The organism is Microbacterium schleiferi, from assembly GCF_015565955.1.
Taxonomy (GTDB): Bacteria; Actinomycetota; Actinomycetes; order Actinomycetales; family Microbacteriaceae; genus Microbacterium; species Microbacterium schleiferi_A.
In genome coordinates this window covers 2,117,273-2,131,220 of record NZ_CP064760.1, presented here as the reverse complement: position 1 = coordinate 2,131,220, position 13,948 = coordinate 2,117,273, and the positions used below count along the sequence as shown (strand labels likewise).

The 13,948-nt window shown below is 68.7% G+C and carries 13 protein-coding genes, 1 tRNA gene and 1 pseudogene; 9 read left to right on the top strand and 6 right to left on the bottom strand.

The genetic code is table 11. From position 1 onward, the window contains the following. Positions 1–52 precede the first annotated feature (52 nt). The 3 genes from IT882_RS10310 to idi are packed head-to-tail and all read right to left on the bottom strand — an operon-like array spanning position 53 to position 2,522. A complete protein-coding gene (locus IT882_RS10310; protein ID WP_229382057.1) occupies positions 53–922 on the bottom strand; it encodes a phytoene/squalene synthase family protein in 870 nt (289 codons plus the stop codon). Continuing rightward, on the bottom strand, positions 919–1,974 hold the full coding sequence (locus IT882_RS10305; protein WP_195691784.1) for a polyprenyl synthetase family protein: 1,056 nt from the start codon (positions 1,972–1,974) through the stop codon (positions 919–921). Before IT882_RS10305 ends, IT882_RS10310 begins: the two co-directional genes overlap by 4 nt. Beyond that, complete coding sequence (gene idi / locus IT882_RS10300; protein ID WP_195691783.1) at positions 1,971–2,522, bottom strand: isopentenyl-diphosphate Delta-isomerase; 552 nt, start codon at positions 2,520–2,522, stop codon at positions 1,971–1,973. Before idi ends, IT882_RS10305 begins: the two co-directional genes overlap by 4 nt. Positions 2,523–2,602: 80 nt before the next feature. Here idi and IT882_RS10295 point away from each other — a divergent pair, with 80 nt between their 5' ends. Next, on the top strand, positions 2,603–3,073 hold the full coding sequence (locus tag IT882_RS10295; protein ID WP_195694290.1) for a MarR family winged helix-turn-helix transcriptional regulator: 471 nt from the start codon (positions 2,603–2,605) through the stop codon (positions 3,071–3,073). Positions 3,074–3,141: 68 nt separating this feature from the next. Here IT882_RS10295 and IT882_RS10290 read toward each other — a convergent pair. Further along, a tRNA-Met gene (locus tag IT882_RS10290) sits at positions 3,142–3,218 on the bottom strand. A 158-nt stretch (positions 3,219–3,376) separates the two neighbouring features. On the opposite strand from IT882_RS10290, the gene IT882_RS10285 reads away from it, so the two are divergent. Then, positions 3,377–4,186, top strand: a complete 810-nt coding sequence (locus tag IT882_RS10285) for a carbon-nitrogen hydrolase family protein (protein WP_195694288.1) — start codon at positions 3,377–3,379, stop codon at positions 4,184–4,186. 121 nt (positions 4,187–4,307) lie between these two features. Next, on the top strand, positions 4,308–5,831 hold the full coding sequence (locus IT882_RS10280) for a S1C family serine protease (protein ID WP_195691782.1): 1,524 nt from the start codon (positions 4,308–4,310) through the stop codon (positions 5,829–5,831). A 49-nt stretch (positions 5,832–5,880) separates the two neighbouring features. Here IT882_RS10280 and IT882_RS10275 read toward each other — a convergent pair whose 3' ends face one another. Next, a complete protein-coding gene (locus IT882_RS10275; RefSeq protein WP_195691781.1) occupies positions 5,881–6,858 on the bottom strand; it encodes a hypothetical protein in 978 nt (325 codons plus the stop codon). Positions 6,859–6,948: 90 nt separating this feature from the next. Here IT882_RS10275 and IT882_RS16500 point away from each other — a divergent pair, with 90 nt between their 5' ends. The 3 genes from IT882_RS16500 to IT882_RS10260 all read left to right on the top strand — a co-directional run bounded on the left by IT882_RS16500 (position 6,949) and on the right by IT882_RS10260 (position 10,231). Beyond that, positions 6,949–8,331: an ATP-binding cassette domain-containing protein gene (locus IT882_RS16500; RefSeq protein WP_229382056.1), complete on the top strand. Its 1,383-nt coding sequence runs from the start codon at positions 6,949–6,951 to the stop codon at positions 8,329–8,331. Continuing rightward, positions 8,307–9,875 carry a hypothetical protein gene (locus tag IT882_RS10265; RefSeq protein ID WP_195691780.1) on the top strand — a complete coding sequence of 523 codons (1,569 nt, stop codon included), beginning with the start codon at positions 8,307–8,309 and terminating at the stop codon, positions 9,873–9,875. The genes IT882_RS16500 and IT882_RS10265 overlap by 25 nt, the downstream gene beginning before the upstream one ends. A gap of 89 nt (positions 9,876–9,964) precedes the next feature. Further along, positions 9,965–10,231, top strand: coding sequence for a DUF3039 domain-containing protein (locus IT882_RS10260; RefSeq protein WP_195691779.1), 267 nt, complete (start codon positions 9,965–9,967; stop codon positions 10,229–10,231). Positions 10,232–10,250: 19 nt separating this feature from the next. On the opposite strand, the pseudogene IT882_RS10255 reads toward IT882_RS10260, so the two are convergent. Continuing rightward, positions 10,251–11,578 (bottom strand): annotated as a pseudogene (locus IT882_RS10255) (nicotinate phosphoribosyltransferase). A gap of 90 nt (positions 11,579–11,668) precedes the next feature. Here IT882_RS10255 and murI point away from each other — a divergent pair. Genes murI through IT882_RS10240 form a run of 3 tightly spaced genes read left to right on the top strand, consistent with a single transcriptional unit; the run spans position 11,669 to position 13,909 of the window. Beyond that, the gene (murI, locus tag IT882_RS10250; protein WP_195691778.1) at positions 11,669–12,487 is read left to right on the top strand and encodes a glutamate racemase; all 819 of its coding nucleotides are present in this window, start codon (positions 11,669–11,671) and stop codon (positions 12,485–12,487) included. A gap of 59 nt (positions 12,488–12,546) precedes the next feature. Further along, positions 12,547–13,287 carry a ribonuclease PH gene (gene rph / locus IT882_RS10245; RefSeq protein ID WP_195691777.1) on the top strand — a complete coding sequence of 247 codons (741 nt, stop codon included), beginning with the start codon at positions 12,547–12,549 and terminating at the stop codon, positions 13,285–13,287. 4 nt (positions 13,288–13,291) lie between these two features. Continuing rightward, positions 13,292–13,909 carry a non-canonical purine NTP pyrophosphatase gene (locus tag IT882_RS10240; RefSeq protein ID WP_195691776.1) on the top strand — a complete coding sequence of 206 codons (618 nt, stop codon included), beginning with the start codon at positions 13,292–13,294 and terminating at the stop codon, positions 13,907–13,909. The last annotated feature ends 39 nt before the right edge of the window (positions 13,910–13,948 follow it).

Genomic DNA, 13,948 nt, shown 5'->3' with positions numbered 1-13,948 from the left:
CTCATTCGTTGGGCGGGTGGCTTCGGGGGCGACGCGAACGGGGCGACGCCGGTCAGGGGCTGGTTCGGCGCGGCGCGGCGCCCACCAGGGCACGGGCGATGAGCCCTGCCTTGACGATATCGGGGACCCGCACCCGCGCGGTCGGTGCGGGATCGGCGCGCAATCGCCGCGACAGCTCAGCGAACAGATCGTGTGCTGCTGTCACGGCGCGACGGCAATCAGCGGGCAGCTGGGGGATGACAGCGGCTGCCGCTGCCAGGTCAGCGTCGATGCGGTCGAGGACGGCCTCGCGGTCGTGATCGCCGGTCGCGATCCCGAGGTAGTCACGGCCGAGAGCGGCCTCGTCGTGGTCGAGGTCGCGCAGGAAGTTGACATCCTGGAAGGCCGCGCCCAGGCGCCGTGCGCCGTCGACGAGCTCTGACGAAGCGCCGGGCGGGGGGACCTGGTCGGCGTTGACGAAGACCTGCAGACACATGAGCCCGACGACCTCGGCCGATCCGTAGACGTACGAGTCGTGGGAGGCGTCATCGTGGGTGGCAACGGTGAGGTCAGTTCGCATCGAGGCGAAGAACGGATCGATGAGGTCTGCTCCGATGACGCACTCGCGGGCCGTTCGCGCAAAGGCGTGCACGACGAGGTTGCTGCTGAAGCGTCGGTCGATCGCGGCCATCGTCTCGTCGTGCAAAGCGTCCAGCAGCGTGGCGGCGCCCGCGGCATCCAGTCCCGCTTCCATGGCAGGACCGTCGACGATCTCATCGGCGACGCGAACGAGCGCATAGATATTGCGCACGTGCGTGCGCGCACGCGGCCCGAGAAGGCGCGTGGCCATGCCGAACGAGGTCGAGTACGCCGCGATCACCGCTGCCGCAGCATCGTCGGCGGCTGTGTCATAGAGCGCGATCCCTGTCGGCTGGTGACTCACGGAATCCGCTCCTCCACCGCCGCTGCGAGCGTGTCGGCGAGCGTTACCGCCCGGGGCGGGAGTGTCGAGCGGGATGCGCGTCGGCGCACATCCGCGAGATTCTCGGCGATGAGCTGGTGCAGCCGTTCGCGGGCGCCGCTGGCTTCGAGAGCGGATTGGGCTTGCCGCACCGCGATCGGTCCCGTGTGCGCCACCGCGAGCGTGCTGGTCACGAGCGGCCACTGTGCGCTCTCGCGAGCGAGGGCGATCAGTGGTGTGCGCTTCGACTCGCGCAGGTCGCTTCCCGCGTCCTTCCCTGCTTGCTCTGCCGTGCCGAACGCGCCGATGAGATCGTCCACCAGCTGGAACGCGAGGCCGAGGGAGCCGCCGATGCGCTCGAGGTCGGCTATCCACGGTGAGGGGGCGCCGGCGAGAATCGCGCCCGCGCACAGCGGGGCAGTGAACGAGTACACCGCCGTCTTGTTGTAGGTGGCAGCGAGGATGTCGGCCTGCTCCGCGAGATCGGGCGTGACGCTGTTCTCGACGTCGGCGAGTTCACCGGCAGCGGAGACGAAGACCGCATCGTCGAGAAGGTCGAGCAGCCGAGCGCGCTGGGTATCGGGGACATCGGCCAGCGCGACCATTCGGGTCGCTTCATGGAGCAGCAGGTCACCGGCGAGGATCGCTGCTGCGTCGCCGAGCAGTGCCGCGCCGCGGGCGTCGGCTCCCTGAGCCTTGGCCCGGATGCGGAACCGACCTGCCACGTTCGGGACACCGCGTCGGGTCACATCGTGATCGATGACGTCGTCATGGATCACGAACGCGCTGTGCAGCAGTTCGAACGCGGCGGCGACCGACGACAATCCGGGCGCGCGCTCCAGGTCGCCTCCGACGGCGAGAAAGGAGGCAACGACAAGCTGTGGTCGCAGCCGTTTGCCCCCGGCGGTAGCGTTGCTCACGGCCGCGGTGAGCGCCGACATCGACTCTCCGTGTGTCGTTGCCCGGTCGGCCAGTCGCGCGAGAGCGTCGTCGATTGCGGTGTCGACGGCGATTCGAGCGGCGTCGGGGATCATGACGCTCGTCGCTGCAGCTGCGGTGATTCGAAGAGGCGAAGTTGCTGTGACTGGAGGACGAGCCACGGGCTGAAGGCCCAGGGTGTGGTCACCAGCGACGAGCCGAGCTCATCGGGGTCCACCCAGCGGGCTTCCACCACCTCGTGGGGATTTGGTGCCACCTCGTCGTCGGTGCGTGCGATGTAGACCGGGCAGATCTCGTTCTCGACGATTCCGCCCGCGTCGACGGCGCGGTACCGGAACAGCGGAAGCGCCAGTTCGATGTCGGTCACACGGATGCCGAGCTCGAATTCGCCGCGACGTTGCACGGCCGACAGCAGCGGCTCGGCAGGGCGGGGGTGACCGCAGAACGAGTTGGTCCACACCCCGGGCCACGTCTTCTTGTCCAGCGCGCGGCGCGTGACGAGAACCTGGCCTTCGGCGTTGAGGACGTGGCACGAGAAGGCAAGATGAAGTGCGGTCTCGGTGCCGTGCACGCTGCTTTTGGGGGCGGTCCCTACCGGATTGCCCTCGTCATCCAGCAACACCACATGGTCGCCATCCGTCATTTTTCCTCCTCCTATATCGCTAGCTTAGCTAGCGATATCTCCCGTCCGATGATAACAAGGAGTGGAAAGGGGTGTCCATCATGACCACGCCGTGGGTTCCGCAGACTCCGCACCAGCAAGCGGTGCTGGACGTGTTGCTGAACATCCGTGCGCTCAATGATGCCATGGACCGTATGAACGGCGGCATGAAAGACGACATGGACATGAACGCGACCGATCTCGCAGCTCTTCGCATGATGATCGTGCGTGAGCAGCGGGGCGAGCCGGTGAGCCCGCACGAGGTCGCAAAGCACCTGCGGATATCGACCGCATCAACCACCAAACTGATCGACCGGCTCGAGACGGCCGGTTACATCGAACGCCACCCGCATCCCCGTGACCGCCGTGCGCGCATCCTGACCTTGACAGCGCACTCGCGGGCTACCTTCTTCCGCCACTTTTCCGAGCACCTCGAGCAGATGCGACAGGTGACCGAGCCGTACACCGAGGACGAGCTGAGGCTCATCGGGAAGTACTTGGCCGACCTCGGCCAGGCGATCGACCCGGCCTGACGAGCGCGGCGAGACGCTGTTCTCACAATGCAGAAGGCCCCGGATCTTGTGGATCCGGGGCCTTCTCTTGGTTGCGGGGGCAGGATTTGAACCTACGACCTCTGGGTTATGAGCCCAGCGAGCTACCGAACTGCTCCACCCCGCGGCACAAGGATCGACTCTAGCACGGTTCTCATGACCTCGCATCTCAGGCCTGCGAATGGGGACCCCGGTTGCTCCACTCGTGCAAGCCCGAGAGGATGGCGGCATGGCGATCTCCCGAGGCGACACCCGGACCGATGAGGCGGATCACCGATGACCCGGATGCCGGCACCGGCCGTTGCCGTTGCGATCGCGCAGTTCGCGCCGTCTGTCGATAGCGAGGCCAACGCCCGCCAGATCGATCGGATGGCCGGCGTGGCGGCGGAGCGCGGCGCGAAGCTCGTGGTCTTCCCCGAGTACTCCAGCTTCTTCGTGGACCCGTTCGACGAAGCACTCGCGCGCCACGCGCAGAGCCTTGACGGGCCCTTCGTCACCGCGCTCCACCAGACCGCAGAGCGCACCGGTGCCGTGATCGTCGCGGGGCTCATCGAGACGGCAAGCAACCCGGCGAAGGTGCGCAATGCCGTCGTGGCCGTCGGGCCGAGCGGTGTGCTCGCGGTGTACCGCAAGCTCCATCTCTACGACGCGTTCGGACACCGCGAGTCGGACTGGGTCGAGGCGGGCGAGATCGCGCCGCCGCAGACTTTCGAGGTCGGCGGCCTGCGCTGGGGGCTCATGACCTGCTACGACCTGCGATTCCCCGAGGTCGCACGAACGCTCGCGGATGCCGGTGTGCACGGCATCCTCGTTCCTGCCGCGTGGGTGCGTGGTCCGCTCAAGGAGTTCCAGTGGCAGACGCTGCTGGCGGCGCGGGCCATCGAGAACACCGTGTTCGTCGCGGCAGCCGACCATCCGCCGCCGCTCGGTGTCGGAGCTTCCCTCGTGCTCGACCCGCAGGGCGTGGCGATCGCCGGGATCGGGACGGGCACGGATGTCGCCGTCGGCTACGCGGATCCGGATGTCGTCGACCGGGTTCGGCGGGTCAATCCCGCCCTCCAGCTGCGTCGTTTTGAGGTCGCACCGCGCGCGTGAGCGACGCTGGCCGGGGCGGCGTCGAACAAGACCATGACGACTGCATAGACGGCTCCCGACTCAGCCATAGGATTCACACAGCATCCGACGGCACCGTGGTTGGTGCTTGGAAGGAGCATCCATGAGCACCGAGAACACCGCAGAGCCCGCCGACCACGAGCAGTCCGCTGACCAGCAGGGACCCGCTGACACCACCGCGGGGACCGACGCCGCCGCGCAGGCCGGGGCGACGCAGCCGACTGAACCGTTGCCGCCGGCGCCGGAGGCAACCCCTCTGGCCATGCCCGTCGGTGCAGCGCCGTCCGCGGGAGCCACGACGTCGCCGACGTGGGCTCCGCCCGCGGCAGGGACGCACCACCCGCATTCCCCGTACGCGCAGGCCCCCTACACGGCCCCGAGCGCGTCGGGGCAGTACGCTTTCGCTCCCGCCACCCCTGCTGCGCCGCGCGTCAAGGTCGGTGCCGGGAAAGTCGCCGGCATCATCGTTGCTGCTGCACTCGTCGGTGGCGCCGCAGGCCTCGGCGGCGCCTACGCCGGCGTCGCGATGTTCGCCCCCGAGACCGTGACGACGGCATCCGGTCCCGCCAACGTCACGGTCAACGACACCTCATCGGTCACCCAGACCACGGGGATCGCGACAAAGGTGCTCCCGAGCGTCGTGACCATCGAGGCGACCTCGTCCAACGGCGGCGGAACAGGCTCCGGTGTCGTCCTGACCTCCGACGGCTACGTCGTCACGAACACCCACGTCGTCACCCTGGATGGTGCGACCAGCGACGCGAAAGTCCGGGTCACGACCGCGGACGGACGCGTCTATGACGCCGAGGTCGTCGGTACCGACCCGACGTACGACCTCGCCGTGATCAAGCTCGTCGGCGCAGAGGACCTGACGCCGATCGAGTTCGCCGACTCGTCAGCGCTCAACGTCGGCGACCAGACCGTGGCCGTCGGCGCTCCGTTGGGGCTGTCGAACACGGTCACCACGGGAATCGTCAGCGCGCTGAACCGGTCGATCCAGATCTCGTCGTCTGCCCCGCCCAAGGCAGACGAGAGTGCCCCGAACTCCGAAGGCCAAGGCACGGAGGGGCCGTTCTACTTCGACTTCGGTCAGGGGGGTCGCCAGAGCGCTGGACCCACCCAGTCGATCTCGATCGCTGTCATCCAGACGGATGCTGCCATCAACCCCGGAAACTCCGGTGGCGCCCTCGTCGACTCCGACGGTCGCCTCATCGGCATCAACGTCGCCATCGCGTCTGCGGGTGGCTCCTCCGGCCAGGCTGGCTCGATCGGGGTCGGATTCTCGATCCCCTCGAACGTCGTCGATCGCGTGACGCAGGAGATCATCGAGACCGGCTCGGCAACGCACGGTCTGCTCGGGGCCAGCGTGCAGGATGCGGCAATGATCCAGGATTCGACGATCACCGGCGCCTACGTCGCCGAGGTCACGGGCGGCGGAGCTGCTCAGCGCGGCGGCCTGCAGGCCGGCGACATCGTGACGGGCTTCAACGGTGTGCCGATCTCGGATGCGACCGACCTCACCGCCCAGGTGCGGGCGGCTGCGGCCGGAAGCGATGCCACGGTGACCTTCGTCCGCGATGGCAAGACCCGCACGATCGAGGTCACCCTCGGGCAGCTCGGGTCGTAACCGTGGCCTAAGAGCCGGTCATCACGGACCCGACTGACGCCGCCCTGGATTACTCCGGGGCGGCGTCAGTCGTTTCGGCATCCGTATCGTCGTCCGCGTCTTTGTGCGGCCGGCGGGTGATGCTTCGAGCTGCACCGCTGATCGCCGTCGTTCCTCGGGATACGCCGTTGCCGACGGCTGTCGCGCCCCTGCTCACGCCCGTGCCGACGACAGAGCCCGCGCGCCGGACCGCGGAGACGGCCGAGTGCTCGAGCCTGCGGGCGCCGGGGAGCGGTTCGGTCTCGGGTGGCAGCGCCCGCGGTGGGATGCCGAACGCTCGTCGGGATCCCGCGAGAACCCGGCGCCCCAGGATGTGGTTTCCGGTGCCGCCGATTGCCGCACCGATGCCGAACGGGAGGGCTTTGCCGATCCAGGACGCCCCACCCTTGGCGGCGAACTGGCGGACGAACGTCGTCTTCAGGCGATCGACGATCGGGCCCATCGCCGCCTTCGGGATCGTCTTGGTGACCATCTCACCCCAGTACGTGGATCGGGTGGGTCCGCGCCCCGTCGCCTGGTTCGCCAGCTGTGAAACGAGGTCGACGCCCTCTTGGCCGAGCATCAGCATCAGCACCAGAGCGCGAGCACGGTTGGGGTCGGACACGGGGATGCCGTGGACTTCCGCGACGGACTGCGCGAACAGCGTTGTCGCCTCGAGGAAGGCGACAGTCTCGACGCCACTCAGGGCGAGAGTGACGCCGGTACCGATTCCCGGAACCACGGCCGTGGCGCCCACTGCCGCGCCTCCCGTGGTCACTGCAGCGAGGTAGCGACGCTCGAGAGTGCGGATGATCTCGGTGGAGGTTGCGTTCGGCTGGCGAAGGCGGATGCTACGCAGATGCGCAAGCACAACCGGCCGCTGTATCGACAGGACGCGATCGAGGGCCCGGATGAACATCGGATGCTCGTCCGATCCTTCCGGGGGCAATCCGCCCGACCACGGGGCGTCGTCCGGCAGCGAGTGGATCTGATGGACCTTGTCGGCCATAGGGCGATCCTAGGCGGCTCGGCTGAGCATCCGCCTGGCATGGAGTGTCATCGGCGGTCGGATGAGCGGGTCGATTGGTAGTTTGGAGCGGTGACTGACGCGACGGATCTTCCCGACGAGTCCTCCGGCGAGTCCGGCGAGACCCCGGGGGAGGGATCCGCACAGAAGTCGACAGCGCCGCGCGCACCCCGCGCACCTCGTAAGACGTCGACGTCGCGCACCTCCGCCGCCAAGTCGTCGGGCTCCGCTGGTCGGACGCCCCGCAAACCTGCGGCGAAACGGCCTGCGTCGCCGCGCACCCGCCCGGCGACCGCCGCGAAGAAGGCAGCGGCCGCGGCCGAGACGCCAGCCGATTCCGCTGAGGCGCCCGCGGTCGACACGACGACGCCGGTCGACCCTGCGCTGGAGTCCGCCCTGGAGTCCGTGAAAGCCAGTGAAATCGGCGAGGCGACTGACTCTGCCCACGAGGCGGAAGCAGTCCCCGAGGCCGAGGCCGATACCGACGCCCCCGAAGCCGATACCGACGCCGCCGACGACGGATCTGACGCGCCCGACACGGCTGCCGAGGCAACGGATGCTGACGAGCCGAGCGATGGGGCAGAGCCGACGGATGGGGCAGAGTCGGCGGACGCTGACGAGCCCATGGATGCCGCAGAGCAAGCGCTCGCGACGATCACGGGAGCCACCGAGATCGTGCCCGTCGATGCGGAGCCCGCGCCCGCGCTCGTGCTGCGCGACATCCGGAAGTCCTTCGGCGACCTCCAGGCGCTGGATGGGATCAGCCTCGAGGTCCCTGTCGGCAGCTTCTACGGGCTCGTGGGGCCCAACGGTGCGGGCAAGACGACGACCCTCTCGATCATCGCGGGACTGCTTCGCGCCGACTCCGGTGCGATCTCGATCGCGGGAGTGGATGCCGCGGCCAAGCCGCTGGCTGCCAAGCGGCTCATGGGTGTGCTGCCCGACCGGTTCCGCACCTTCGACCGGCTGACCGGCCGTCAGCTGCTCTACTACTACGGCACCCTGCGCGGTCTGCCGCCGGCCGAGGTCGATCGCCGCACGACGGATCTTGCGCGCGCGTTCGATCTCACCGAGTCGCTGGGCCGCGTTGTGTCTGACTACTCGGCGGGCATGTCCAAGAAGATCATGCTCGCAGGCGCCCTGATCCACTCGCCGCGTGTGCTTGTCCTCGATGAGCCGTTCGAAGCCGTCGACCCCGTGTCCAGCGCCGCAATTCTCGACATCCTGCAGGCGTACGTCGCTCATGGGGGCACCGTGATCCTCTCGAGCCACGGGATGGAGCTGGTCGAGCGGGTGTGCTCGCGCGTCGCCGTCATCGTCGCGGGCGCTCTCGTCGCCGAAGGCACGGTCGACGAGGTGCGCGGCGAGGGCAGCCTCGAGGAGCGCTTCGTGGAGCTCGTCGGCGGGGCAGGCGAGCTGGAGGGCCTCGAGTGGTTGCACACGTTCTCCGACTGAGGCTCGCGCTGCTGCTGGGCGCGTTCCGCGGAGACCCGCAGAAGGTCACGCGGGGCGTTGTGGGCATGGTCCTGCTGGCCGCGGCCACCGCCGCCGCCTGCTGGGCGTTCCTCAGCGTTCAGAACTCGTCGACAGCCGCTGTCGGGGCCATCACGATCTTCTGCGGTGCGGCACTGACCCTCGCTTTCGCTCTCGCGCCGATCGTGGCGGCGGTGACCGATCCGCTGGATCCGCGACGCTTCCGCGTGTTCGCGCTCCCCGCCGATGCCCTCGCGGGGGCACTCGCTCTGGCTGGACTGTTCAGCGTTCCGGTCCTCGGGCTGATCGCACTGGCCGTGTGCGCGGCAGTCTCGTGGGTCGCGGCCGGAGCCACCGTCGTCGCGGCGATTCTCGCCGTCGTGATCGGCGTTGCCACCTGTGTGCTCTTTGCCCGCGTGGCGCTCGGTGTCGCCGGCATCATCTTCGGCGATCGACGGTCGAGGGAACTGTCGGGGCTGCTTCTGGTCACGGTCCTCGTCATCGTCGTCCCCGTGGGCGTCTTCCTGGCATCGCTCGACTGGCGGGGCACCGTCCCGGGTCCGTTGCAGCAGGTCGTCGACGTCCTGAGCTACACCCCCATCGGTGCGGCCTGGGCCTTTCCCCTGCTGTTCGCGCGGGGGGACGCATCCGGGGTTCTCGCTCTGATCATCGCCCTCGCGACACTTGCGGCGCTGGGGGGTGCGTGGCTCGCGCTCGTGCGCCACTTCCTTTCGACGATCGAGAAGCCGCTGACCACACGGGAACGGGGAGGCCTGGGGTGGTTCAGCGTCGTTCCCGGCACACCCGGGGGAGCCGTCGCCGCCCGAAGCCTCGTCTACTGGCTGCGCGACCGGCGGTATCTCGTGAACACCCTGGTGATCCCCTTCGCGGCGGTAGCGACAGTTGTGCCGCTCCTCATCGCCGGCGTTCCCGCAAACGTCGCGGCGCTCGTTCCGATCCTGTTCGTCGCCCTGTTCTTCGGATGGCTGCCACACAACGACCTCGCGTACGACTCGACGGCGATCTGGATGCATGTCGCCAGCGGATTGCGCGGCCTTCCCGATCGTGTGGGACGTCTGGTGCCGATCCTCGTGATCGCCATCCCGGTGCTGGCTATCGGCATCCCCGTCTCGGTCGCCCTCCACGGGCGCTGGGCGATCGCGCCGGCCATCGTCGGTGCGTGCGCATCGCTGTTCTTCTCGGGGCTCGGCCTGTCGAGCATCGCCTCGGCAGCATCGCCCTATCCGGTCACCCCGCCCGGCGAGAGTCCGTTCCAGCAGCCACAGCGAACCGGGTCGAGCGGCGCCATACCGCAGGCCCTCGTCATGCTCGGAGCGCTCGCGGTGTCAGCACCAAGCCTGTGGTGGACCTGGTTGGCGCTGACCCGCACGATCGAGGCAGCCTCTCTGGCCCTCTGGGCGGGCGTGGCGACGGGTCTTGTCGTCCTCGTGCTGGGGGTCACGATCGGCGCGGCAGTGTTCACCCGCCGGACCGGGCGGATCATGGAGTTCGCCGAGGCATCCTGACGGCGCGTGCCCGCGCGGCATCCATCGACCCGGCATAGACCCGGGGCGGCCCGAGCCGAGGCCAGATGCCGGGACTACACTGACTGACCATGAGCACTCCGCTGGACAGCCCTGACCAGGGCGGACTTGCGACCCTCGACCGCGAGCTTGAGGAACTGCTTCGCGAAGAGACCGTCGAGCCGGGGGACCACGAGCGGTTCTCGCACTACGTCAAGAAAGACAAGATCCTCGAATCGGCAATCACCGGCAAGCCCGTGAAGGCGCTGTGCGGCAAGAAGTGGACGCCGGGTCGCGACCCCGAGAAGTTCCCGGTGTGCCCGACCTGCAAAGAGATCTACGAGCGGATGAAGAACTGAACCCGCACGCAGACTGCGCTCAGCCTGCGTGATAGGTCGTCCCGAGAGCGGGATCTGAGCGGCTCAGAGCGCGTGCCGTGATGGGCAGTTCGGCGCGTGCTCGAGCGTGGTGCTCCCGCGCAGCGATGACTCCCCCGGCCCCTCGGCGGCGGAGTCGATGTCGCCATCGACCACGAGCGGAACCTGGAGCGCGCGGGCGTTCGGATGTGGCGCCGACGCATGGCGCTCCTCGAACCCCTCGGCAACCACGATGATCTCCTCGCGGGCGAGACCGTCCTCGATGGCCCGGAAGGCGGTCTTGCGCCCACCCTGCGACCCCTTGGCCGTCGACGTCTTCGCCACCGGAATCCAGGCACCGTCGGCATCCTCACGAGCAACGAGCTTGTAGACGAGTCCGGCCGTCGGGGAGCCGGAGCCGGTGGCCAGCGCCGTGCCGACGCCGTACGCATCCACGGGCGATGCAGCCAGCGCCGCGATCGCGAACTCGTCCAGGTCGCTGGTGACCGTGATGCGGGTCTCGCGCGCCCCGAGCGCGTCGAGCTGCCGCCGCACCTGCGCGGCGACGATCGGCAGGTCGCCCGAATCGATGCGTACGCCGCCGAGCCGAGTGCCGGCGACCTCGATCGCCGTTGCGACGCCCGCTTCGATGTCGTAGGTGTCGATGAGGAGAGTCGTCTGGTCCCCGAGGGCGCGCAGTTGCGCTGCGAAGGCATCGGCTTCGCTGTCGTGCAGCAGCGTCCAGCTGTGTGCTGCCGTTCCCATCGTCGGAATGCCCCACCGGCGTCCCGCTTCCAGGTTGCTTGTCGCACCGAACCCCGCGATGAACGCCGCTCGGGCCGCGGCAACAGCCGAAAGCTCACCGGTTCGCCGTGATCCCATCTCGGCCAGCGGCCGATCACCGGCTGCGATACTCATGCGCGCCGCGGCTGCGGCGACCGCGGAGTCGTAGTTGAGGACGCTCAGGGCGAGGGTCTCGAGGATGACCGCCTCGGCGAAGGTCCCCTCGACAGTCAGCAGCGGCGACCCGGGGAAGTACAGCTCGCCCTCCCGGTACCCCTGGATCGAGCCGGTGAAGCGGTATCCCTCGAGAAAGCGCAGCGTCTCGGCATCCACGACCCGCTCATCGCGCAGGAACCGTAATTCGTCGTCGCCGAATCGGAAGTCGCGCAGCAGGCTCAGGAGCCGTCCGGTTCCTGCCACAACCCCGAACCGGCGCCCGCCGGGCAGACGGCGCGCGAACACATCGAAGACGCAGCGGCGGGATGCGGTGCCGTCCTGCAAGGCGGCATCGAGCATCGTCAGTTCATACCGGTCGGTGAGCAGCGCCGTGCTGACGGATGCGGTCATGGGCGCCAGCCTAGTGATGCTGCCACTCCGGCATCCACGGCGCGCACCGCCTGCGAAGGCACGGCGGGCGCTGGCGTAGGCTGGTGCACCGTGAACAACGCGGCGATCGGGATCTTCGACTCCGGCGTCGGCGGGCTCACCGTGGCGCGTGCCATCTCGGATCAGCTGCCCCGCGAGTCGCTGCTCTACATCGGCGACACCGCGCACTCGCCGTACGGACCCAAGCCCATCGCCGATGTGCGTCGCTACTCGCTCGAGGTCCTCGACACGCTCGTCGCGCAGGGCGTGAAGATGCTGGTCATCGCCTGCAACACCGCCTCGGCCGCAGTACTGCGCGACGCCAGGGAGCGCTACGACGTTCCGGTCGTCGAGGTGATCGGGCCCGCCGTCCGCACCGCGATGTCGACCACCCGCTCGGGGCGGATCGGCGTCATCGGCACCAGCGGCACGATCGGCTCGCGTGCCTACCAGGACATGCTCGAGGTCAACGACCGTCTCACCGTCTTCGCGCAGGCATGCCCCCGTTTCGTCGAGTTCGTCGAGGCCGGCGAGACCGATACCCCCGAAGTGCTGGCTGTCGCCGAGGAGTACCTCGCGCCCCTCCGCCACTCGGGCGTCGACACCCTCGTGCTCGGCTGCACGCACTACCCGTTCCTCAAGGGGGCGATCAGCTACGTCATGGGGCCGGATGTATCGCTGGTCTCCAGCGATACCGAGACCGCGAACGACGTGTACCGGCAGCTCGTGAGCCGCGACCTGCTGGCGGGCACGGATGCCGTGCCGAGCCACACCTACGAAGCAACCGGTGACTCCGCTGATGAGTTCGTCCGGCTCGCGCACCGCCTCATGGGCCGCGAGGTGCGCGATGTGCGCCTCGTACAGACCGGAGCCATCGACCTGCGGCCCTGACCCGCCGCGCCGACCGACGCCCCGCCGCCGCGGAGCGCCCGACCCGAAAGAGAACTCTCATGAGCGAGATCACCCGCGCCGACGGTCGCAGCGTCGACCAGCTGCGCCCCGTCACGATCGAACGAGGCTGGAGCGCACAGGCCGAAGGGTCAGCGCTGATCAGCTTCGGCGGCACGCGCGTGCTGTGCACGGCATCCTTCACCAACGGTGTTCCGCGCTGGCTCACCGGCAAGGGAAAGGGCTGGGTCACGGCGGAGTACGCGATGCTGCCGCGCGCGACCAACGACCGCAACAACCGGGAGAGCGTCAAGGGCAAGATCGGTGGGCGCACGCACGAGATCTCGCGCCTGATCGGTCGCGCGCTGCGCGCTGTCGTCGACACGAAGGCCCTCGGTGAGAACACGATCGTCATCGACTGCGACGTGCTCCAGGCCGATGGCGGCACCCGGACCGCTGCCATCACGGGCGCCTACATCGCGCTCGCCGACGCGATCGAGTGGGGACGACGCAAGAAGTTCATCGGGCAGAAGTCGCAGGTGCTGCTGGACTCGGTCGCCGCCGTCTCCGTGGGCATCATCGATAGTGAGCCGATGCTCGACCTCGCCTACGTCGAGGACGTTCGTGCCGAAACCGACATGAATGTCGTCGTGACGGGGCGCGGTCTGTTCGTCGAGGTGCAGGGCACCGCCGAAGGCGCGCCGTTCGACAAGCGGGAGCTCGACGCGCTCCTCGAACTGGGGCTGGCCGGCTGCGCGACCCTGCGCGACATCCAGACGGAGACGCTCGGGGCTGGGGAGTGACGGGATGACGCAGCAGATCGTCCTGGCAACCCACAACCCCCACAAGGTCGCGGAGTTCGCGCGGATCGTCGCGGCAACCCGGCCCGACCTGCACGTGATCGGATACGACGGCCCCGAGCCGGTCGAAGACGGCGTCAACTTCGCCGAGAACGCGCTCATCAAGGCGCGGGCGGCGGCCCGTCACACGGGTCTTGCGGCGCTCGCCGATGACTCCGGCGTTGCCGTTGCCGTGATGGGCGGCGCTCCGGGGATCTTCTCGGCGTACTGGGCGGGGCACAAGAAGGATGCCGTCGCCAACATGCACCTGTTGCTGGACCAGCTCTCGGACATCGCGGACCCGCACCGCAAGGCATCCTTCGTGTCGACGATTGCACTGGTCGTCCCCGAGAAGGGATCGACGGCGTTCGCGATGGAGCACGTCGTCGAGGGGCGCTGGCACGGTCGCCTTGCCACCGAGCCCCGCGGCGACGGCGGCTTCGGCTACGACCCGATCTTCATCCCGGACGGGCAGGAGCCGGGCGCTGAGCGCACCGTCGGGGAGTGGAGCCCGGAGGAGAAGGCCGCTGCGTCACACCGCGCCCAGGCCTTCATCGCGCTCGGACCTCTCCTCTCCGCTCTCTGAGGCGGGCTGTCGCAAGCGAGAATCAGACTCGTTCCCGAT